This window comes from Salipaludibacillus sp. CF4.18 (genome assembly GCF_051262595.1).
GTDB lineage: Bacteria > Bacillota > Bacilli > Bacillales > Salisediminibacteriaceae > Salipaludibacillus > Salipaludibacillus neizhouensis.
This window is the reverse complement of record NZ_JBIMEV010000005.1, coordinates 56,231-78,516: the sequence shown is the minus strand read 5'-3', so window position 1 is coordinate 78,516 and position 22,286 is coordinate 56,231. Positions and strand designations below refer to the sequence as shown.

The 22,286-nt window shown below is 39.5% G+C and carries 21 protein-coding genes, 1 riboswitch and 1 other annotated feature; of the genes, 8 read left to right on the top strand and 13 right to left on the bottom strand.

Annotation, left to right across the window (positions count from 1 at the left end; all coding sequences use genetic code 11):
- Nucleotides 1-17: 17 nt before the first annotated feature.
- Both ftsW and wrbA read right to left on the bottom strand, forming a co-directional pair.
- Entirely contained in the window at nt 18-1,223 is a 1,206-nt protein-coding gene (gene ftsW, locus ACHABW_RS05300) for a putative lipid II flippase FtsW (RefSeq protein ID WP_110934791.1), read from the bottom strand.
- Nucleotides 1,224-1,543: 320 nt separating this feature from the next.
- Nucleotides 1,544-2,164, bottom strand: coding sequence for an NAD(P)H:quinone oxidoreductase (gene wrbA, locus ACHABW_RS05295; RefSeq protein WP_435754390.1), 621 nt, complete (start codon nt 2,162-2,164; stop codon nt 1,544-1,546).
- Between the two features lie 222 nt (nt 2,165-2,386).
- Between wrbA and ACHABW_RS05290 the strand changes: the two genes are divergently transcribed.
- On the top strand, nt 2,387-2,698 hold the full coding sequence (locus ACHABW_RS05290) for a winged helix-turn-helix transcriptional regulator (RefSeq protein ID WP_110934789.1): 312 nt from the start codon (nt 2,387-2,389) through the stop codon (nt 2,696-2,698).
- A 35-nt stretch (nt 2,699-2,733) separates the two neighbouring features.
- On the opposite strand, the gene ACHABW_RS05285 is transcribed toward ACHABW_RS05290, so the two are convergent.
- From ACHABW_RS05285 to ACHABW_RS05270, 4 genes are all read right to left on the bottom strand, one after another.
- A complete protein-coding gene (locus tag ACHABW_RS05285) occupies nt 2,734-4,359 on the bottom strand; it encodes a putative polysaccharide biosynthesis protein (RefSeq protein ID WP_435754389.1) in 1,626 nt (541 codons plus the stop codon).
- A gap of 87 nt (nt 4,360-4,446) precedes the next feature.
- The gene (locus ACHABW_RS05280) at nt 4,447-4,848 is read right to left on the bottom strand and encodes a secondary thiamine-phosphate synthase enzyme YjbQ (RefSeq protein ID WP_435754472.1); all 402 of its coding nucleotides are present in this window, start codon (nt 4,846-4,848) and stop codon (nt 4,447-4,449) included.
- 45 nt (nt 4,849-4,893) lie between these two features.
- Nucleotides 4,894-5,691, bottom strand: a complete 798-nt coding sequence (gene proC / locus ACHABW_RS05275; protein ID WP_435754388.1) for a pyrroline-5-carboxylate reductase — start codon at nt 5,689-5,691, stop codon at nt 4,894-4,896.
- 98 nt (nt 5,692-5,789) lie between these two features.
- A complete protein-coding gene (locus ACHABW_RS05270) occupies nt 5,790-6,482 on the bottom strand; it encodes a hypothetical protein (protein ID WP_435754387.1) in 693 nt (230 codons plus the stop codon).
- A gap of 335 nt (nt 6,483-6,817) precedes the next feature.
- Between ACHABW_RS05270 and ACHABW_RS05265 the strand changes: the two genes are divergently transcribed.
- Nucleotides 6,818-8,083 (top strand): NAD(P)/FAD-dependent oxidoreductase, encoded by a 1,266-nt coding sequence (locus ACHABW_RS05265; RefSeq protein WP_435754386.1) that lies wholly within the window; start codon nt 6,818-6,820, stop codon nt 8,081-8,083.
- Nucleotides 8,084-8,237: 154 nt separating this feature from the next.
- Here the strand turns inward: ACHABW_RS05265 and leuS are convergent, their stop codons facing one another.
- On the bottom strand, nt 8,238-10,655 hold the full coding sequence (leuS, locus tag ACHABW_RS05260; RefSeq protein ID WP_435754385.1) for a leucine--tRNA ligase: 2,418 nt from the start codon (nt 10,653-10,655) through the stop codon (nt 8,238-8,240).
- Between the two features lie 92 nt (nt 10,656-10,747).
- Nucleotides 10,748-10,968, bottom strand: a binding site (T-box leader).
- Nucleotides 10,969-11,537: 569 nt separating this feature from the next.
- On the opposite strand from leuS, the gene ltaE reads away from it, so the two are divergent.
- Together ltaE and ACHABW_RS05250 are read left to right on the top strand one after the other, a co-directional pair.
- Nucleotides 11,538-12,557 (top strand): low-specificity L-threonine aldolase, encoded by a 1,020-nt coding sequence (gene ltaE / locus ACHABW_RS05255; protein ID WP_435754384.1) that lies wholly within the window; start codon nt 11,538-11,540, stop codon nt 12,555-12,557.
- 50 nt (nt 12,558-12,607) lie between these two features.
- Nucleotides 12,608-13,186, top strand: coding sequence for a class I SAM-dependent methyltransferase (locus ACHABW_RS05250; RefSeq protein WP_435754383.1), 579 nt, complete (start codon nt 12,608-12,610; stop codon nt 13,184-13,186).
- 191 nt (nt 13,187-13,377) lie between these two features.
- Here the strand turns inward: ACHABW_RS05250 and ACHABW_RS05245 are convergent, their stop codons facing one another.
- Together ACHABW_RS05245 and ACHABW_RS05240 are read right to left on the bottom strand one after the other, a co-directional pair.
- On the bottom strand, nt 13,378-14,442 hold the full coding sequence (locus ACHABW_RS05245) for a tetraprenyl-beta-curcumene synthase family protein (RefSeq protein ID WP_435754382.1): 1,065 nt from the start codon (nt 14,440-14,442) through the stop codon (nt 13,378-13,380).
- 155 nt (nt 14,443-14,597) lie between these two features.
- Complete coding sequence (locus ACHABW_RS05240; RefSeq protein ID WP_435754381.1) at nt 14,598-15,407, bottom strand: alpha/beta fold hydrolase; 810 nt, start codon at nt 15,405-15,407, stop codon at nt 14,598-14,600.
- Between the two features lie 167 nt (nt 15,408-15,574).
- On the opposite strand from ACHABW_RS05240, the gene ACHABW_RS05235 reads away from it, so the two are divergent.
- Nucleotides 15,575-16,096, top strand: a complete 522-nt coding sequence (locus tag ACHABW_RS05235; protein WP_435754380.1) for a gamma carbonic anhydrase — start codon at nt 15,575-15,577, stop codon at nt 16,094-16,096.
- 224 nt (nt 16,097-16,320) lie between these two features.
- On the opposite strand, the gene metK is transcribed toward ACHABW_RS05235, so the two are convergent.
- Both metK and ACHABW_RS05225 read right to left on the bottom strand, forming a co-directional pair.
- Complete coding sequence (gene metK, locus ACHABW_RS05230) at nt 16,321-17,532, bottom strand: methionine adenosyltransferase (protein WP_435754379.1); 1,212 nt, start codon at nt 17,530-17,532, stop codon at nt 16,321-16,323.
- A gap of 160 nt (nt 17,533-17,692) precedes the next feature.
- A riboswitch (SAM riboswitch) is annotated at nt 17,693-17,813 on the bottom strand.
- A gap of 273 nt (nt 17,814-18,086) precedes the next feature.
- Nucleotides 18,087-18,350: a YrzI family small protein gene (locus ACHABW_RS05225; protein WP_435754378.1), complete on the bottom strand. Its 264-nt coding sequence runs from the start codon at nt 18,348-18,350 to the stop codon at nt 18,087-18,089.
- Between the two features lie 75 nt (nt 18,351-18,425).
- On the opposite strand from ACHABW_RS05225, the gene ACHABW_RS05220 reads away from it, so the two are divergent.
- Genes ACHABW_RS05220 through ACHABW_RS05210 form a run of 3 tightly spaced genes read left to right on the top strand, consistent with a single transcriptional unit; the run spans nt 18,426 to nt 21,000 of the window.
- Nucleotides 18,426-19,418, top strand: a complete 993-nt coding sequence (locus ACHABW_RS05220; RefSeq protein ID WP_435754377.1) for an ABC transporter substrate-binding protein — start codon at nt 18,426-18,428, stop codon at nt 19,416-19,418.
- A 24-nt stretch (nt 19,419-19,442) separates the two neighbouring features.
- The gene (locus tag ACHABW_RS05215) at nt 19,443-20,216 is read left to right on the top strand and encodes an ABC transporter ATP-binding protein (RefSeq protein ID WP_110934778.1); all 774 of its coding nucleotides are present in this window, start codon (nt 19,443-19,445) and stop codon (nt 20,214-20,216) included.
- Between the two features lie 4 nt (nt 20,217-20,220).
- Nucleotides 20,221-21,000, top strand: coding sequence for an ABC transporter permease (locus tag ACHABW_RS05210; protein WP_435754471.1), 780 nt, complete (start codon nt 20,221-20,223; stop codon nt 20,998-21,000).
- A gap of 20 nt (nt 21,001-21,020) precedes the next feature.
- Here the strand turns inward: ACHABW_RS05210 and ytkD are convergent, their stop codons facing one another.
- Entirely contained in the window at nt 21,021-21,527 is a 507-nt protein-coding gene (gene ytkD, locus ACHABW_RS05205; protein ID WP_435754376.1) for an RNA deprotection pyrophosphohydrolase, read from the bottom strand.
- Nucleotides 21,528-21,928: 401 nt separating this feature from the next.
- Entirely contained in the window at nt 21,929-22,138 is a 210-nt protein-coding gene (locus ACHABW_RS05200) for a twin-arginine translocase TatA/TatE family subunit (RefSeq protein ID WP_435754375.1), read from the bottom strand.
- Between the last annotated feature and the right edge of the window lie 148 nt (nt 22,139-22,286).

Below are 22,286 nucleotides of genomic sequence, written 5' to 3'. Positions count from 1 at the left end.
CTCTAAAACTTTCCAAATTATCTACTTCTATGTGATGATGCCATTCGTGTCACATCACTAGTAACTTCCCCAGCAAGAATCTCATCTCTGTCAAGTGGTTCTTCTTGCCGATCCTTTTCCGTCTTCCTCGATATATTTGCTAGTATTCCCATCGAAACAAATGTCACCAATAACGACGATCCTCCATAACTGAGAAATGGAAATGGTATTCCTGTAATTGGAAGAAGTCCGCTAACCGCACAAGCATTGAAAATCATTTGAATAGCCAACTGAAATACGATACCAAACGCTAACAAACTGCCAAAGGTATCCTTGCATCGTGCACCAATTAACACACCACGCCCGATGATAAAAAACATAAATGTAAAGACAAACAAGATTCCAGTGGCTCCTAACTCTTCACTCACAATTGCTAATATAAAATCTGTATGAGCTTCCGGTAAATAGAATAACTTTTGTACACTTTGCCCTAATCCCGTTCCGGAAAGTCCACCGTGCGCAATGGCAATATAGGATTGCACTAACTGAAACCCTTCTGTTTGCTCTAGTTCAAATGGATCCCTGTAACCTATTAATCGATTCATCCTGTATTCTTCGGACTGCGCATAATGAAATAGCGCCCAAGATGCAAGAGAACCAAGAGAAATCAAATGTAGCATTCTGGCTCCGGAGCAAAATGCTAATAAACCAGCTACGAGTACAATGGTGGTTGCTGTACCTAAATCCGGCTGCAGCATGATCAGTCCGAAAAAGACAATGACGACCACTAAAGGCGGAAGTACCCCCGTTAAAAATTTATTTATATAAGCTTGTTTACGTGAATAAACATAAGCTAAATAAATAATAGAGCCTAATTTGACAAATTCCGACGGTTGAATCCGAAATCCAGCCACTGAAATCCACCGCTGCGCTCCGTTAACATCTATTCCAACACCTGGAATCATTACTAATATTAACGAAAATATCGCTATTATCACAATCCATGGTGAAAGTTTCCGGTAATGTTTATAAGGGAAAAACATAAAAATAGTAAAAAATATGATAGAAATGATTAACCACAGTAGCTGACGATCAAAAAAATACGATATATTGTCTTCAGACATTTGATACCCTTGCACAAAACTAGCACTATACACCATCACTAATCCAAAAAGTCCGAGCGTAAGAATACTTGCAATAATATACCAATCTATAAAAAGCTTTCTGGAATTTTCATCTTCCAAGGCGTTCACCTCCACGATGAGCATCGCCCATACTAATTCTTACATTATAGCAGAGAGTCTTCAAGTCTAAAAGAGACTTCCTTCCTTTAAGAAAAACGCGTAGCGTCTTTTCTTAAATACAAAAGAATCTATCCTTCTAATTTATACGATAATTATATACCTTTATCTATGTAAAATACGAAATCATACTATATATTTTATTATTTTGTTTCCAGTTTCCTAAAAAGCATTAAAATAAGGATGAACCAAAAAGTAAGAAACTACTTTTGGTTCATCCTCGTCTAAAATAAGTGTTACGTTTTTTTATGACATTTCTTTCATTATTCTTTTAATGCTTTAGCTACCGTTGCAACTCTTTTACCAAGGCGTCTAGCCATCGTTAGATCTCTTTCGTCCGGCTGTGCACTGCCGTCTGCCCCAGCAACAGTTGATGCAGAGTATGGAGAGCCGCCAATACCGTCTGTAGTTAATTGCTCAGGATTTTCCCCATAAGGAAGACCTACATAAATAAATCCAAAGTGCAATAACGGTATTAGTGAAGTGATGGCCGTTGTTTCTTGCCCTCCGTGAATAGAGCCTGTGCTTGTAAAAATCCCTGTTGCTTTTCCTTCAAGTTCTCCATTCATCCATAAAGCACCTGCAGAGTCTAAGTATTGTTTCATTTGAGCAGGCATCGAACCGTAACGTGTTGGAATTCCCCATACTACGCCATCCGCCCATCTTAAGTCGTCATGCGTTGCTACAGGAATATCTTCCTGTGCTTTCTGCGCTTGCACATAAGCATCTTGAGCTGACATTGCTTGCTTAACAGCTTCAAATTCTTCTACTCTCACAACTTTCACTTCTGCGCCTTCCACTTCTGCCGCGCCTTCAGCTACTGCTTTTGCCATCGTGTGAATATGTCCGTAAGTGCTGTAAAAAGGAATTAATACTTTTGTCATTTTCTATCCTGCTCCTTTGAAAATAATAATTAAACGTTTGAAAACTGATCTGTCATATTTGCTTTTCCTTTATTTTTTAAAACTTAAACTACTTATTATTTTTAATTAATGAATTAATCTTGCATAACTATGATTTAGTTAGTTCGTTAACCCATTTACTTACTAAAGTCAAGTAAACTATGATATACTATGCTGAAGATCTTCTAGACAAGGAGTGAGATGATGGAACAAACTAAAATGTGTCCAAAGTTTGAATCCGCGTTTCAGCTATTAGGAAAACGATGGAATGGATTAATCATTCGTGTTCTACTACAAGGCTCAAAACGCTTTCGTGATATATCTGCAATAATACCTAGTATGAGCGATAAAATGCTCGTTGATCGGTTAAAAGAACTTGAAGAGGCCGGTTTGGTTGCACGCAGTGTGTACCCGGAAACACCTGTTCGAATTGAGTACCAACTCACAGAAAAAGGGCGAGCCCTTGAATCCACGATGGATCAAGTGCAAACCTGGGCAGAACAATGGATGAACTAAAAAATGCTTCAAGCAAATACGCTTGAAGCATTTTTTTATTTCTTATTTTTTAAAATCGTAAATCTGTCTCCTAGAATTTGACCAGCCACTCCTGTTCGTATACTTAAATTGAAATATACGGCAGCACCTGATCCTACAGTTATCAGAAGAACTAACAAGGCGTTTAACCAAGTCTCTAACGGAAATAGTTGTTGAAATCCGTAATTCAAGAAGGCAACTACCGCTCCCATAATGACGGAGAAAATTAAAATAAGCATAAATCGTTTTAACACATAGGAATAATTAAACTCCGCAAATTTTCCAATAGCCCACACATTTACTGAAATTGCGAGCAAATAACCAATAGCCGTCGCCATTACTGCTCCGGTAGCCGCAAACAAGGAAATGAAAATACCATTAAAGACAAACTTAAAAACAATCCCTAGAACCAAACCGAGTACTGCATATTTCTGTTGGTTAATTCCTTGTAATAATGCTCCTGTAACAGCAAAAATAGAAAATGCTATGGCAACTGGTGCGTAAACTCGTAATATTTCTGATCCGACCGCCAAGTCGTTTGGAGTCCCGGGGTATAAAGCAGCATATACTGGTTCTGATAAAACCATTAAACCGACAGCAGCCGGGATCGACAAAAATAAAATAATTTGATAGGTTTGTGTAATCGTTCGTTGCAGCCTATCTGTTTCATTGTTTATAAAAGCATTTGTTACGGTAGGTAAAATAGTCAGAGACATCGCTGTTGCAACGGAAACAGGGATTAAAATAAGTTTATGAGATGCTTGCGAGAAGGCCCCGTAATATTTTTCTGCAACATCTTGGGTAAATCCTAACTCTTGCATGGCTGGAACAAACGTCATCAAATCCACTGTCTGGTATAATGGTATCGCTAAGCCGACAAACGAGATTGGCAGTGCATACGCAAATAATTCTTTATACATTTTACGTAAAGGGATTTGATGATCAATTGTGCTCTCATCTATCTGCTTTTGCAGACTTGGCGCTCGTTTTTTCCAATAAAAAAGAAGTACAGCAAGTCCACCCAACGCTCCAACAAATGCTCCAAAGGTCGCAAAGCCAACTGCGGTAGCCATCCTGCCACCGAAAACTTCGAGAATTAAATAAGCAAGTACAAGGATAAAAATAATCCTGATGATTTGTTCGACTACTTGAGAAATAGCTGTCGGTCCCATGGATTGATGACCTTGAAAATAACCTCTAATAATCGCCATAAATGGAACAATGATTAAGGCTACACTCACCATTCGGATCGTAAACACGGCATCCGCAATCGAATTTCCCTCTAAGTCATTTGGATCTAAAATATGATTTGCTATGGGATTAGCCAGAAAAAATAATATAAGAAATGCAATAAATCCTGTAATCGTCATAACAATCAGACCAGATTTTAATAAGCGTTGTCCTGTACGATAATCGCCTAAAGCATTGTACTTGGATACAAATTTTGAAACTGCAAGAGGCACCCCAAGAGTAGCAAGACTCAGGAGTACCGTGTAAGGGGTATACCCATATCCATATAAAGCCAGTCCTTCAAGGCCTACAAGCGCCTGAAAAGGAAAGATATAAATAAGTCCGAGCATCTTTGTCAAAAAAATACTTGCTGTTAAAATCATGGTCCCACGAATTAATTGCTTATCAGACATCTTTAGTAAACTCCCACTATGATAAATTCAAATACACTGATAGCATTTTATCATATATTTCAAGTAAGAGGTATGAAAACCCTCCTATCATCCCTCCATCACTTTCACGAACATGTTTCTATTTCTTGGACCGTCGAATTCACAAAAATAAATCCCTTGCCATGTTCCTAGAATAAGTTCACCCTTTTCAAGAATAATCGTTTGGGAAGTACCAACCGTACTCGCTTTAAGATGTGAAGCGGTATTTCCTTCTGCATGCTGATACTTAGCGTGATTCCACGGATAAATCTCATCCCAGCGCATAAGCATATCTGATTTCACATCTGGATCGGCGTTTTCATTAATCGTAATTCCTGCGGTTGTATGAGCGCAGAATACATAGACGACACCATGTTGAATGCCACTTTCCTTGATGACTTGTTTTACTTCCATTGTCACATCTTTCATTTCATCTCTCGATTGAGTAGATAAAGAAATCTTTTTTAACATCATTATTCCTCCTTCTCGGCAGAACGGTAATCAAATCCGCCTTCCTTATCCCCGTGCATGATTATTTGTTGCAGTAATTGCCTGCTTGATAATTTCAGAAAAATCTTGTTTTTTTAATAATTCCAACCCTTCCGCAGTTGATCCACCAGGAGATGCAACCTGTTGGATAAGATCTTTTAGATCATGACCTTCCTCCAACATCGCTATCGATCCCTTGAACATATTGACCACAAGTTTTCTCGCTTGCTCGGACGAAACACCGTATCCTAGAGCCGATTCCTCCAAAGCTTCCACAAATGCATATACAAAAGCTGGTGAACTTCCAGTGATAGCCGTTAAGTCATGAACATGCTGTTCTGAAAATTCTTCCGAAACTCCAATGGAAGACAATATTTCAGAGAGAATCTTTCTATGTGATTTATCCACGTATTTCCCACAAGAATACGTCGACATTGATTGACCTACTTGTGCAGCCGTATTTGGCATGATCCAACATACTGGGGTTCCTGCAGGAAGACGTTCTTCCATAAAACTCGGATCGATTCCGGCTGCTACCGTTATTATTAACTGTCCATCGATTTTAGAGGCTAATTTCTTTAGAATGTCTTCATGTGTATGAGGTGGTGTAGCAAGTAAAATAATATCATGAGAAGCCAATTGACTCTCCCAATCTCCGGTAGCTTGGATGGAATATTTATGTTTCAGTTGCTCCAGTTTCTTTTTATCCGTGGAATTTGTTACTGTTATTATCTCAAAACTATTCTTTTTATTTTTGACAATTCCCGAAAGAATAGCCTCAGCCATCCTGCCAGCACCGACCATGAGTAACTTTGATCTTGTCATTTTCACCACTCCTTTATGTACACATTAAATGTAACACGATAAGATTCCGAAGTAAAAAGAGCATAAAAAAACACCCCTTTAAGGGTGTCTTTCAACTATTAGCTAATATCCTTCAACTTTCTTTCTAATTGCTTCAGTTTAAATTCTTGTTTATTTTCTTTTTCATATTGCTTAAGCTTTCGCTTTAAACGACTTTTCGTCCACGTAAAATCAACGATGTTCTTGTGATTCAAGTAGATCGCAAAGAAATCAACACTTCCACTGTTATACTTGAATTCCTTCTCGACAACTTCAAAATATAGATCAAAAGCTTTCGTTAACGTTGAACCTTCTGGAACGAAATCTCCGTACAATTCCAGACACGAACGATAATTATTTTCTCTTAGTTTCGTCAACAAAGTCGTTAAGAATGTGTCTTCATATCCTGCTAAGGCGAATCCTTTTCTTTCCAACAAGCTAATAAATATCTTGAGCTCATTGTGATAAAAAGAGTAAGCTTTTCTCATTTCGCTTGTCATTGTCATGCTTATACTAACAGTACCTTCAGAGCGAGCATGCAACATGTTTAAAAGAGCTCGGTGAACTTCTGGCTTGAGTAAAAAAGTAGGATGCACCGTTCTCAGGTACTTCTCAACCTCCGTATTTAGTAAAGTTTGCACTCTCTCATTTTTTTTCATTTGAAATAGTGCTTCATTTCTTTCTTTTTCTGCATGTTTTGCGATCCGTTGCTGAGTACCCTCTGACCAAACTGCTCGCTTTGCTTCTAGCTTACTTTTCAAGCTTTGAAACATTTGCATCTCCTCCTCTCAGTAATTTTAAAATTAAGTGTCATTCTTTCTTCCTCATGAAGTGTATCACATCCAAAATAGAATTAAAATAGAGTTTCACGAAAAATGTTGTACAATTTTAAACGTGACGTCTTCTCATCCATATAAATGAGCATATTTGGACATATTCAAGAGTATTTACTGTTATTTATGGGCTATTTATTATTTATTTTTTAGAAACTTGAATTAAACTCCCTTGTCCGAGTAGAATCAACTAGAACGAATAAATGAGTTGCTACGCAAGTTTTTTATTTAAACGCTTGGATGAAGCGAGCCTCATACTATAAAGGGTGTTGAGAATGACAGATGTAATTGTGATAGGCGGAGGTCCATCTGGACTAATGGCAGCTGTTGCTGCTGCTGAGAACGGAGCTTCAGTAATGCTCGTGGATAAAGGGAAAAAACTAGGAAGAAAACTTGCTATTTCTGGCGGAGGACGTTGTAATGTTACTAACCGTGCCGAAGCTGAAGAACTGATTCGCCATATTCCCGGTAATGGTCGCTTTATGTACAGTCCCTTCTCCGTATTTAATAATGAAGATATCATCACTTTCTTTGAAGGACTTGGCATTAAACTGAAAGAAGAAGATCGAGGCCGGATGTTTCCAGTAAATGATAAAGCTGTGGAAGTTGTTCGAGTTTTATTGAACCGCATTCAAACTTTAAACGTTGATATTCGAAAGAGCACAGAAGTTTCTGAGCTTCTATTTGATCAGGAAGCGAAAAAAGTTACTGGAATTAAACTAGTAGATGGAGAGAAGCTTGAAGCGAAAAAAATCATTGTAGCTGTTGGCGGAATGTCCGTACCTCATACTGGTTCTACGGGAGATGGCTATCCATGGGCCAAAGCGGCCGGACACACGATAACAGACCTTTATCCGACCGAAGTTCCCATTACATGTAGCGATGCAATCATAAAAAATAAAACATTGCAGGGACTTTCTTTACGGAATGTCGAGCTGAGTGTGCTTGATCCGGAAAAAGGAAAAATAATTAAAACGCACGAAGGAGATATGATCTTTACACATTTCGGCATCTCAGGTCCTATTGGACTTCGATGCAGTCAATATGTCGTGAAGGCAAAAAAGAAATACAAAGGAAGCCATGTTCCCCTACAATTGGATTTGTTTCCTGAAGAAAGCTTGGAAGAGGTTTTTCAACGATTACTTGGACAACTTGGCGAACAGTCTAAAAAGGCTATCAAAAATAGTATCTCGGGCTTTGTTCCGGAAAGATTAGCCCCAATCCTCTTGAGTCAGGCAGCCATTGATCCTTCAGACGTTTTTGTTTCTATCCCTCACGAAAAACTTCGTTTATTAGTCAGCCGGATGAAAGGATTTTATTTAACCGCTACAGGTACGTTATCGATTGAGAAAGCATTTGTTACTGGCGGTGGAGTTAGTGTGAAAGAAATTCATCCAAAAAGAATGGAATCAAAGCTAATGGAAGGATTATTTTTTTGCGGAGAAGTGCTAGACCTTCACGGATACACAGGTGGATATAATATTACTGTTGCCTTTTCCACAGGTTACACAGCTGGACAGTCGGCAGCATGGAGTTTATAACCTGAAGACTTTCCGAATAAATATAATGCGAAGATAATCGTGATAAAAATGAGCTGGCGACAGATCCCAAATACTGGGGGACTGCCCCCCCATTTATTTACATTTAAAACCCCCAATGGCGCAATGGCCATTGGGGGTTTTAGTTAGGTTTTTATCACGTTGCTACAATATTAACGAGTTTTCCAGGTACAGCAATAACTTTTCGTACTTGTTTACCGTTAATTTCGTCTTGAATTTTATCGATTTTTACCGCTTCCGCTTCCATTAATTCCCGAGTTGCATCCTTGGCTATTTTCAGCTTGGAGCGAACTTTACCATTCACTTGGACAACAATTTCGACTTCGTTTTCAACAAGCAACGATTCATCATACACAGGCCATGTACTGTATGCTAATGAAGACATATGACCAAGACGCGTCCAGAGTTCTTCACACACATGAGGCGCTACCGGAGAAAGTAGTTTCACAAAACCTTCAAGATGACTCTTTGAAAGTTTCTCCTGTTTATACGCTTCATTCACAAATACCATCATTTGAGAAATACCTGTGTTAAAACGAAGTGATTCAAAATCATCCGTCACTTTTTTCACAGTTTGGTGATAAACTCTTGTCATCTCAACCGTGCCTTGTGCATCTACGATAGATGGATTCAAGTTATCCTCACCAGTGATCATTAAGCGCCAAACTCTGTCTAAGAATCGACGTGCTCCGTCAAGACCGTTATCATTCCAAGCAATCGAAGCATCCAATGGTCCCATAAACATTTCATACAAGCGAAGCGTGTCAGCACCGTGCGACTCCACGATATCATCCGGGTTAACCACATTCCCTTTGGATTTACTCATTTTTTCGTTATTTTCACCAAGAATCATTCCTTGGTTATATAATTTTTGGAACGGCTCTTTCGTGTGAACTACACCAATATCATAGAGAACCTTATGCCAGAAACGAGCGTAAAGCAAGTGAAGTACCGCGTGCTCCGCTCCGCCAATGTACGTATCAACCGGCAACCAATGTTTTAATTTTGCCGGATCGGCAAGCTGTTCATCATTGTTCGGATCAATATAGCGAAGGTAATACCAGCAGCTTCCTGCCCACTGCGGCATCGTGTTCGTTTCTCTGCGACCTTTCATCCCTGTTTTAGGATCAGTTACTGAAAGCCATTCCTCATTATTAGCTAGAGGAGATTCTCCTGTCCCCGATGGTTTGAATTCTTCCATCTCTGGAAGGGTTAATGGTAGTTCCTCTTCAGTAACAGGCTCCATCGTTCCGTCTTCCCAATGAATCATCGGAATCGGTTCTCCCCAGTAACGTTGACGACTAAATAACCAGTCACGAAGGCGATACGTTACTTTTCGTTCTCCTTTTTCGCTTTTTTCCAGCCAGTCACACATTTTCGAAATAGCTTCTTCATTTTCCAGTCCATTAAGAAATTTCGAATTTATGTGAGGACCATCTCCTGCATATGCTTCTTTGGAAATATCGCCACCAGCAACCACTTCTTCAATTAAAAGATCGAATGTTTTCGCAAATTCATAGTCGCGCTCATCATGTCCTGGTACAGCCATAATCGCCCCTGTTCCGTAGTTAACTAGAACATAGTCGGCAATCCATACAGGTACGTTTTCTCCCGTTACTGGATGTGTGGCGTAACCGCCTGTGAAAACACCTGTTTTTTCTTTGGCTAATTCTGTTCTTTCAAGATCACTTTTCGTGGCTACTTTCTTTTGATAAGCTTTCACTTTATCTCGCTGAGCATCGGTTGTTACTTCCTCCACAAACTTATGTTCAGGAGCCAGTACAAGATAAGTAGCTCCAAAGAGAGTATCAGGGCGTGTCGTGAAGACGGTTATCGTTTTGCCAGTGCTAGTAAGTGTAAAATGTACGTCAGCACCTTCTGAACGACCAATCCAATTTCGTTGCATATCTTTGATACTCTCCGTCCAATCAAGATCTTCCAGGTCCTCAAGCAAGCGGTCGGCGTACTCCGTAATCTTAAGCATCCACTGCTTCATCGGACGACGTTCAACAGGGTGCCCTCCCCGTTCACTCTTGCCATCAATAATCTCTTCATTCGCAAGCACAGTTCCCAGTGCCGGGCACCAATTAACAGCTACTTCGTCTACGTACGCTAATCCTTTTTTATAAAGCTGTAAAAAGATCCATTGCGTCCATTTATAATAAGATTCATCCGTTGTATTGATTTCTCTTTCCCAATCATAGGAAAAACCAAGTGCCTTAATTTGTCGCCGGAAGGTGTTGATATTTTGTTCCGTAAATTCTTTCGGATGCTTCCCTGTATCTAGAGCATATTGTTCTGCAGGCAAGCCGAAAGCATCCCATCCCATTGGATGAAGGACATTATATCCTTGCATTCTCTTCATACGTGAAACGATGTCTGTTGCCGTATACCCTTCTGGATGTCCAACGTGAAGTCCAGCTCCTGATGGATATGGAAACATGTCCAAAGCATAAAATTTCTTTTTCGACATATCATCTTCTGTTTTAAATGTTTTATTTTCTTCCCAATATTGCTGCCATTTACCTTCTATTTGTTGATGGTTAAAAGCCAACTCAACAACCTCCCTTAAAACTAAAAATATTTTATCCTATCGATTTATCACTGCAGTGTAAAACAGTAAAAAAACCTCCCATCCCTAGCTTTACTAGGGACGAGAGGTTGACTTATCCTTCCCGCGGTACCACCCACGTTAGTGCATCTGATGCACTCACTCCAAGCCAGTAACGTCGGCGATACGACAAAAGGTAATGTCTTCCCCTTTGCAACTCCAAGGTGAGTTCATGAAGATCCATGGTTAACTTTCACCAGCCGTTAACTCTCTGAAACACAGATCAATCATTACTAATCCTTATCAACATTTTTCGATCATCATAGATTCTCTTCATTAATTGCTATTGTATGCATGCAAACGCTCTGTGTCAAGAAAGCTTTCTCTTATTTATCACCAATACATGGCAAAACTATACAATTAAGATACTGATTTTATTACTTCATCTCTGACAAACTCAATATATGGAATTTGCGATTAAATATTTTCATCGTGATGAATGGAATAGCGAATAACACTATAATTATATAAAATTTAATGGCCATTCCAAAACCCGCGGAAAGCTTCCCCCTAAAGCGGATTCAAGCATCTCTGTTTGACGAATATAACAATCTCCAAAAAATCGATGTTTTAATAAATTCTGGTCTTATAAAAAATGTTTTCTCTTTTACAAACTAAACTTTTCTCCTCTTCCTTAAAACGTATTGTGATAGGATAATATAAAAGACAAAGCCGTATTTGCTTTGTTAAGATTGAAAGATAATTTTATAAAATCCTCAGTTTTTAAAGAATTTTTCCTTTTGGACAGAGGGTCTCGATGTCTTTCCGGACAGAGGCTTTCTTTGGTGTCCTTCTATAAAAAACAAATAAAAGGTGTGTGAAACAATGATTGATTTACGAAGTGATACGTTAACAAAACCCAGCCAAATAATGAGAGATATGATGTCGCGTGCAGAAGTTGGCGATGATGTATATGGAGAAGATCCTACGGTCAATGAATTAGAGGCTTATGCTGCAGAAATAACCGGAAAAGAGGCCGCTCTTTTTGTCACTAGTGGAACACAGGGAAATCAAGCAGCGGTATTAGCACATACGCAGCTAGGTCAAGAAGTCATTATGGATAGAGATGCTCATGTATTTATCTATGAAGGTGCCGCTATTTCCGCTTTTGCCGGCGTCCAATCCAGGACATTACCTCACGATCGTGGCCAAATAGCCATCAAAGATCTAAAGGCGGCCATTCGATCTGATGATGTTCATCATCCGGAAACGGGATTAATATGGCTCGAAAATACGCACAACCGTGGAGGCGGAGCGGTTCTCCCAATCGAATATCTGAAAGAAGTTCATCAATTTGCCAAAGAGGTTAGAGTTCCCGTACATATGGATGGAGCTAGAATTTTCAATGCAGCTGTTGCTAGCGGTGTTGCTGTAAAGGAAATCACCCAACATGTAGATACCGTTCAATTCTGTTTATCGAAAGGCCTTGGAGCACCTGTAGGCTCTATTCTCGCGGGGGACCAATCTTTCATTCATAAAGCACGGAAGAAACGAAAGATGCTCGGTGGTGGTTTACGTCAAGCAGGTATTTTAGCTTCAGCCGGATTACTGGCTTTACGCTCCAATATTGACCGATTAGCAGAGGACCATCAGAATGCTGTGCTGTTAGCCGAGGCCATTAACACATATACAGACTTATCCGTTAATCACCCTGTTGAAACGAACATCGTCATTGCGGAAACAGATCAATCTTCAAGAACCGCTCAAGAGTGGGTCGAACTATTAGCACAAAAGAATGTGAAAATTATTCAGTACAAGGCAGAGTCACTTCGATTCACAACGAATTTAGATGTTTCGAAAAAAGACATTGAAAAAGTAATAGAAGTATTAAAAGAGATTAGCTAGAAAAGAGGACAAATAATGAGACGAGAAACAAAAAACGGAGGTCTACGAGGATGAAACTATCTGGAGTCCTTCCTTTTGCACGCGAACTGTTAATGAAATCTGTTTCGAAAGGTGCTATCGTGGTTGACGCTACAGCGGGAAATGGTCATGATACGTTGTTTTTGGCTAAACTCGTTGGCGAAAACGGAAAAGTATACAGCTTTGATATCCAAGAGAAAGCGATAAAGTCTACGCAAGCAAGGCTCGAAAACGAAGGAGTGGAAAAACAGGTCAAACTAATTCATGATAGTCATGATCATTTGACCGCTCACTTAGAACAGAACCATCATAAAAACATTAGCGGAGCTATCTTTAATTTGGGTTACCTCCCCGGTCCAGACACGGATAAAAACGTGGTCACTGCAGCTGAGTCAACCATCAGCGCTCTTCATCACATAATGGAAAACCTCCTTCCTGAGGGAATGATCGTTCTCGTTGTTTATCACGGACATGAAGGAGGAAAACGAGAAAAAGAAGCGCTATTACCTTTTGTAAGAGGTCTTCGCCAAGATGAGTACCACGTGCTAGAATACCAATTTACCAATCAACGAAACAATCCGCCATTTATTATTGCTATAGAGAAACGATAGGGCAGGTTTTGACGAGATCATTCGTTCACTATAACCAGGGAAATGCTCGTATTTGCTACTAGCGGATGCTCTCTGTGCGGGCACCTTTTTCAGTCTCCTCGGGAAACTCGCCCTTGGGGTCTGAAGATTCTCCTGCTGTTACTCCTTACAAAAAGATGATTGTGCAGAATCCTGAGAACCCGTAGAAACTTTTATGTTTTGCTTACTTGTCTGTACACCCACCCATTTAAATAAAAAAACACTGTTGAGGCGCCGCCGCTTCGGATAAGTCGGTTACCTTGTTTTCTTAATTGCGGGTCCTGCTTCACTTTTGCATCAGCAAGATAGATTGCAAGGAGACCATTGTTTATAAGACGATGAAAGGCACTATCAGGAAGACTTTTCAAAGATTTCTCTGCCTCATGGAAAAAATGTTCCATTCTGCGAAGCATGTCCTCTTCGGTTTCATAGTAAAAACAAAAGTTTAAATCGCCTCCTTCTTTATCCTCTTCTCGATCAATAAAATAATCCATTAATATATGGAGGCCTTGTACCCACGGAAAGTAACCATTTTTAATAACATTTGCTTCTTCTTTAGTCATTGTATCTTTGCCAGCAGCATAGGCAGTCAGACAAAAAATACCTAGAGTAGATCCCGTACAGGCTGAAAACTCAAACCATTCCATATCAGGCATCCTAGAGCGATACCCTTGAAACCAAGCCGTCAGTCGAGGAACACGGTCGGGTTCTTTTACATGCTTATGTACTTGCAAATCACTATACATCTCTGATAAGGATACATTCTCACTATGAACAGCAGAGTAGGAAGGAAATCGTTTGATACATTCCTGACAAGTATTTACAAGCGTTTTTAGATAACCTCCATCGTCTTTTTCTTCACGAAAACGATAATAATCTCTCGTTGGTGCATCAGGAGTTAGTGCATCCGGCATCGACTCATGTAGAGCCTGAAAATCATCCGGGTTTTGCGAAGTACTCCGATCGCAAAGATTATCAAGATAATCACTGATTGTTTGGTACGCAACGATAAAGCGCACGGCTTCGCGAAAGTTTTCTCCACTTAACAGTGCATACACTGCTCCACCTTCGCAATGGAACGTTTTTGAGTCAATACTCATTAGCGCTTGCGAGCGTAACTCCTCATTTGGGATTTTCTCGGCTAGCTCACGCCACTCAGTTATAAACTCGTGCACTGTAGGAATGACGTGCTTGTAAATTTTATACATCATCGTCCAAGATTTCTTCGGTAAATTCATTCCTTTTCCTCCGTCAATTCTTATCATTTTAGATCCTATAAGAAAAACAGCAGGGCTGTCTTTTATTACATACAGCGTAATCTTTAAAGCCACCATCATTTAAGCATCAAGAGCGAACTTCCCTTGATGCGTGTGGCGTAAAGATAGCTGTCAACTTATAAATTCTTATCTCTTTCTAGTAAATGAATCGTCACAAATCCAAGCATATGTGCTAGCACACGATCTCTTTCCGGTTCGTTAAGCACCTCATGGTAAAGTCCTTTCCATTCCTTATAATACTTATCATTTGTATTTATGTTGTTGAACCATTTTTCCACTTCGAATTTATTGACGATCCGATCATCTCCTCCTTGCATGACTAAAAGAGGAACCTGTGGAAAACTTTCTTTCTGTTCGTGGACTAATTTCATCGATTTTTCTAATTCCGTGTACCAACGTAAGCTTACTCTTTTAACTAAACGATCATCTTCAGCGTCTCTTTTTCGCATGATTTCATCTCTTGTGCCTGTCCCTTTCTTAAGTCCTGCTGGAACACGATAAGTCGGTATGACCCGATGTAAAAGATTTGCTACGAGTTTTTTACTGAACGGAGTTTTATTGTATAAACCAAAACAAGGAGAAGATAGAATTACAAGACTTGGCAAATTTGCTGCTGGCATTTCCATCAGTACCCTAGTTGAAATTAATCCTCCCATGCTGTGCCCTAAAAGTATCACTGGTAGATCATATTCTCTTGCTTTCTTTAACCATGTATTTACTGTTTCTATGTATTCATGAAAATTCTTGATGTGTCCTCTAGGTCCTTGAGTTACACCTTGTCCTGGCAGATCTCCCATTAAAACGTGATATCCCGCGTGATTCAATTGGCTAATGATCCACTTGTAACGTGCATGATACTCCCCTGCACCATGAACAATAACAAACACACCTTTCACTAGATCACCTTGGAACTCCCATTTCCACATCTCGATCCCTCCATAAAATTTACTTCCCTGTATTTTCCCCTCTGATCTGTTTGATAGTCAAGTAATAGGGTATCAGTAGTCCAGTGAAAATGTCAGAATTATTCCTTTCATGAGCCTACGTTTGATACACTAGCAGTATAAACTTCAAATAAGGAGAGTGACCTATATTGGCTATATATCCGTATAAAGAACAGTGGCCTGTCATTAATGAGAGTGCCTACATAGCTGACAATGTTGTGATTACCGGGGACGTAACAATCCATGAGAAGGCAAGCATTTGGTTTAACACTGTCATTCGTGGTGATGTTGCTCCAACAATTATAGAAAAGGGAGTAAATGTTCAAGATAATAGTACACTTCACCAAAGCCCTAACAACCCATTAATATTAAAAGAAGGCGTAACGATTGGCCACCAGTGCGTATTGCATAGCTGCGTGATTGAAAAGAATGCCTTAATTGGCATGGGCTCGATTATTTTAGATAATGCGGAAATTGGGGAGGATGCTTTTATCGGCGCCGGCAGCCTTGTGCCACCGGGTAAAAAAATTCCGCCAAGAACATTAGCACTTGGACGTCCAGCGAAAGTTGTCCGAGATTTAACAAGCGAGGATATCGCTGAGATGAAGCGAATTCGCGAAGGTTATGTAGAAAAAGGCCAATATTACAAATCACTCCAGAAGAATGTATAGTGAATATAAGCAGTTAAGAAAAACGCGTAACGTCTTTTAATAAATACAGCGTGATCTTTTAGCCACCCCCGAGTAGCACCTACGAAGTGTGTGTAGTGCTACTCGGGGGTGGTTTTCCCTTGACAAGCGTGGCTTAAAGATAGCTGTCAACGTTATAAATTATCTCGCAAAAAAGGGTGACTCCATAGGTCTTTATTACCTATGGAGTCACCCTTTATCCTATTTTATTGACTAGCTAACTCTAAAGCTTGTTCACTTAGCAAGTTGGCTTTATCTGTTTGTTCCCACGGTAACTCAATATCGGTTCTACCGAAATGACCGTATGCTGCCGTTTGCTTGTAAATCGGGCGACGTAAGTCCAACATTTTTATAATTCCAGCGGGGCGCAGGTCAAAATTCTTCCTTACGACTTCCACTAAAACATCTTCGCTTACTTTTCCAGTATCAAATGTTTCAATAGCAATGGAAACTGGCTGTGCAACTCCGATTGCATAAGCTACTTGGACTTCACAACGATCCGCTAAACCAGAGGCAACGATGTTTTTCGCTACATATCTAGCCGCATAAGCACCGGATCGATCTACTTTCGTAGCGTCTTTTCCAGAGAATGCTCCTCCACCGTGACGAGCATATCCTCCATAAGTATCTACAATGATTTTACGTCCTGTAAGTCCTGCATCACCTTGAGGCCCACCAATGACAAATCGACCAGTTGGGTTAATAAAGTATTTTGTATTTTCATCTAATAATTCCTCAGGGACAATAAAATCGATAACTTCCTTCTTCAAATCTTTTTTGATTTGAGCTAACTCAATTTCAGGATGATGTTGAGTAGAAATGACAATCGTATCAACCCGAATTGGATTTTGATCCTCACCGTATTCCACCGTTACTTGAACTTTACCGTCAGGACGCAAGTAATCAATGATTTTTTCCTTACGTACTTCCGCTAAACGACGCGCAAGCTTATGTGATAAAGAAATTGGCAATGGCATTAACTCAGGCGTTTGATTATCTGCATAACCAAACATTAATCCTTGGTCTCCAGCTCCTATTTCTTCAATTTCTTCGTCGGACATTTGCCCTTCTCGAGCTTCGTATGATTTATCCACACCTAAAGCGATATCAGCTGATTGTTCATCAATCGACGTCAATACAGCACACGTTTCAAAATCAAAACCATATTTGGCTTTTGTATAACCAATTCCTTTAATCGTTTCTCGGACTACTTTTGGTATATCCACATACGTAGATGTAGAAATTTCTCCTGCTACTAACACTAATCCAGTGTTCACAGAAGTCTCACAAGCTACTCGAGCATTTGGATCCTTCTTCATAATTTCATCTAAAATAGAATCCGAAATTTGATCACAAATCTTATCCGGATGCCCTTCTGTTACTGATTCTGATGTAAATAAACGCGTTTTCCCTACCACAATACGTACCTCCTTGGTATCATCCATCCTATTTTTAGGATGTGCTTCATCATCTACGGTACTCGTTCTCCCAGCAGAATGGTCCAATCCAATGATCTCAAAAAAATATAAAAAAACCCTTTCCAATAGAGGAAAAGGTTACGTTCCATCCGCCTTTAACCTCTTATCGACCAAGACATACGGTTAGATATGTCTTGCAGGTTAGCACCGTTCACCTTTTTACAGTGGTGATGGTTGCTGGGCTTCGTCGGGCCTGTCCCTCCGCCTACTCAGGATAAGAGTATCCGTTCGCAAAAATAATACCGTAAATTTAATCGTCTGTCAACTGCAAATGTCGATTTATCACGTAAATTAGGTAGTGCCGCACAAGTCTATAGCAAATAGAAATGGTGTTATTGCTAGTTTATACGAGATAATGAACCGGTTGGGTAAATAATCCATTTCCGTACATATTTAAGTAACAATGCCCTCTATCCTGACCTCCATTCAACCCTAGATACGATTATTTCAGAGGGAAACAAAATCATTTGATCCCCCCACCCGTTCATTTACAATTATAAGAAAAACTTACCATGTTTTGTTTTTTCCTCTCTTAATCTTTCCTCCCCACTGTTCATATCAACTTGCGATTCCGTGTGATCATTTCGTCTGCGCCTTGAAATAATAATGGTAATAAAAAAAATGTGAATAGTCATTTTCTTGTCTCCTCGTTTAAACTCATCTCTTTCTGTCTGATTTAAGTTTATCGAAAATGCCGCTTTCTCTAAACGATCTCTAGTCTGTTTCTGTCTCCTACCCAAGTCTGATCTTTTTCTCATTCCTTCGCACACATCCGCCCATTCACACATACGTTATCTAATCAAATAACTATAGATTTATGAAGGAGGAGCATCATGTCTCGTTTTAAAAAATTATTGTTACTATTGTGTTTACCGGTAGCTATACTTACAGCTTGTGGTCAGGAAGAAGAGTTAAAGGAAGTAAAATTGGCAGAGGTTACACGGTCCATTTTCTATGCACCTCAATACGTAGCAATTTCTGAAGGGTTTTTCGAAGAGGAAGGATTAGATGTTGAACTAACAACCACATGGGGTGGAGATACAACGATGACAACATTGCTGTCTGATGGTGCCGATGTCGCACTAGTAGGAGCGGAAACATCCATCTACGTCTATGCCCAAGAAGCAAATGACCCACCGATTAACTTTGCTCAACTGACACGAACAGACGGTACGTTTCTTGTCTCTCGTGAACCTGTTGAAGACTTTGAATGGGAAGATTTAAAAGGAAGTACATTCCTAGGTCAAAGAAAAGGCGGCATGCCGCAAATGGTTGGAGAATACGTGCTGAAACAGCATGATATCGATCCGCATAACGATCTTGAACTCATTCAAAACATCGACTTCGCGAACATCACCTCCGCCTTCGCTTCCGGAACAGGTGATTATGTGCAACTATTTGAGCCTCAAGCGACACTTCTTCAAGAAGAAGGAGTTGGCCATATTATTGAATCGTTTGGTACCGAATCTGGTGAGGTTCCATATACTGTTTATATGGCAAAGCAAAGTTTTATCAATAAAGACCCGGAAACTATGGAGAAATTTACTCGAGCTATTTACAAAGCTCAACAATGGATCAATGAGGAAGATCCTTCTACTGTTGCCGAATCCATCGAACCATTTTTTGAAGATACTTCTTTAGAAATCATTGAACAAGTGTTCATCAATTACAACGAACAAGGATCCTATGCACCTTCTCCATTAGTGAACGAAGAAGGATGGAATAACCTTCAGTCAATTATGGATGAAGCTGGCGAATTACCGGAAGAAGTACCTTATGATGAATTGGTGAATCGAGAATTCGCTGACCAGATCATGTCAGAATAATGGAAGTTAAGAGAGGAGAATATCATGGCTATATTAGAATTGCAGGATGTAGAAAAAACATTCTTTTCCTTGGAAACAATGACAACTGCCATTGAAAATATTAATTTAACGATTGAAAAAGGAGAGTTTATTTCTTTTATTGGTCCTAGTGGCTGTGGTAAAACAACTCTCCTCTCTCTTGTTTCCGGATTAATCCTTCCAACGAAAGGTCAAATCATCTTGGATGGAGTCCCAATAGAAAAACCTACTCCTGAAACGGGGTATATGCTTCAGCAAGACTATCTGTTTCCCTGGTTATCCATTGAAGAAAATATATTACTTGGACTAAAAATATTAGATAAAACATCTAAAGAAGAAAAAGAACGCCCCATCAAATTGCTGGAACAGCTCGGTTTATTAGATAAACTAAAAAACTATCCTTATGAGCTCTCCGGGGGCATGAGACAACGTGTGGCATTAGTCCGCATGTTGTCTACTGACCCGGAGCTTCTTCTATTAGATGAACCTTTCTCCGCTTTAGACTATCAATCAAAACTAAAATTAGAGGATCTTGTTTTTTCGACCATTCGTGCCCATAAAAAAACAGCTATTCTTGTTACACATGATATTGGAGAGGCGATTGCGATGAGTGATCGAATTATTTTATTAGCTGGTAGACCAGGAAGAATTCAAAATGAATTTATTATTCCAAAACAGCTTTCGCAGGAACTCCCCTTTAAAGTACGAACAAGTGACACGTTTAACTCCTTATTCCAAAAAATCTGGAAGGAGATGGAATCCAGTGAAGAATCATCGTAAAGAAATGCTCCAAGAATATAAAAAGAAAGAAAAAAAGAAAAGAGGATGGATAAAACTATCGCAACTAACTATTCTAGTTTCATTTTTCCTTGCCTGGGAAGTGACAACTGCTTTACGCTGGCTGGATCCTCTTCTTTTCAGTTCGCCGTCCCGTGTCTGGGCCTTGTTTTTGGATCGGATACAAGATGGCAGCTTATTTCTCCATACATCTGTCACCCTGTTTGAAACCGTGTTAGGGTTCATTTTAGGCACAGGTGTCGGTATCATTATCGCTGCTCTTCTTTGGTGGTCACCGTTTCTTTCGAGGGTGTTAGATCCCTATTTAGTGATCTTGAATTCCATGCCTAAGGTAGCACTGGGACCTATCTTAATCGTAGGACTGGGACCTGGATTTACGTCGATTATTTTCATGGGGGCTTTAATCTCAGTCATTATTACCACGATGGTTATCTATAGTGCTTTTAAAGGAGTAGATGATAACTACTTAAAAGTCATTCAAAGCTTTGGGGCAACAAAATTTCAATCCTTTTCGACAGTAATTTTCCCTGCCTGTTATCCAACGATGATTTCTACCTTGAAAGTAAATGTTGGCCTTTCCTGGGTTGGCGTAATAGTAGGTGAATTTCTAGTTTCGCAGCAAGGATTAGGCTACATGATCATTTATGGCTTCCAGGTTTTCAATTTCACATTGGTAATGTTATCACTCGTCATTATTGCTATACTTGCTACGTGTATGTATCAAGGGGTTGAACTCATAGAAAAAAAACTCATCCGTCACCATTAAAAGCTAAGTGACGATGAGTTTTACTGTTCTAACGTATGATTTTCATGCAAAAAGCGTTTATTTACTTCATCAAGACTTAGCTCAAGAACATCATCCTTCATAATAAAACTATACTGATGATTATGACGGACATTACCTGGAATTTGCTTAAGTAGTTTAGGGCCCTTCGTCTCGAAATAATTTTTTTTGGAAATAAGTTCGCTAACACTCGCAAAATAAACATTTTTAATGACAGTTTCACTTTTCCCAAGCACTTTGTACTGTCCAATATAATACAAATCTTCCACTACTCCACCAGTCTCTTCAAATACCTCACGCTTAGCTGCAGTCTCGGCATCCTCTCCCGGTTCTACTTTTCCACCTGGGAATTCAAGTCCCCGAGAAGGATGAATCGTGAGAAGCCAGCTGCCTTTATATCTGGCAACAACCCAAACATGCTTTGGGTCTCCGGAAAAAGGATGATTGGCAGTGGAAAAGTTTACTGTATTGTTATAATAATCTTGAAATGATATGTGATTGGTCAACATCTTTCCCCTCCAACAAAACCTTACTTATTCTTATGTTAAGTTTAGTCAACATATCGAATTTTGTCTAATAGACCGCTTTGTAATTTTATGTACCAGTTGAAGAACCACGCAGAAAGTTTTTGGTCTGTGGAAGCTGAAACGTGCCTGTGGAATGCGTCCACCAGTACAGCATATTCGAGCTCTTTCCGTTCGAACTGAGGCAACAATGTATAAGAAAACAACCTTAAGTAAATAAGATCCTGTCCAACTTGTCCTATTATATCTTTCCCCTCTTCACACCCATTAAAACACGCCATTCGAAATTGATTTAATAAGACTTCACTCTATTTCTTACTAGTATCTACTCCTCTAAGAGGCAAAAACAAAAGAGACCATTCCTGGCCTCTTTTAGAATTTTATACTTATTTTTCATCATTAGTTACTTTTCGAGCTTCCTTCTTCATATCATCAATAGGATCTGTAACGTCTTTTGTTAGTTCCCTTGTAGATTTCTTGAATTCTCTTAGTGTTTCTCCTGCAGCTCTTCCAATCTCAGGAAGCTTGCTTGGACCAAAAATAACGAGAGCGACAACCAAAATAAGTATTAAACCCGGCATGCCTATGTTTGCCATATAACTTCACCTCTTATTTTTCATTATACATTCTTCAGTGCTAAATTTCCATACAGAGTTTGTTCAAAAAGGTTTGTGCAATGGCTACACACGCCGCGTTGCTTAGAGGATTTTTAAAAAGGCAAAAAAACCTTCTTTTTGAACATCC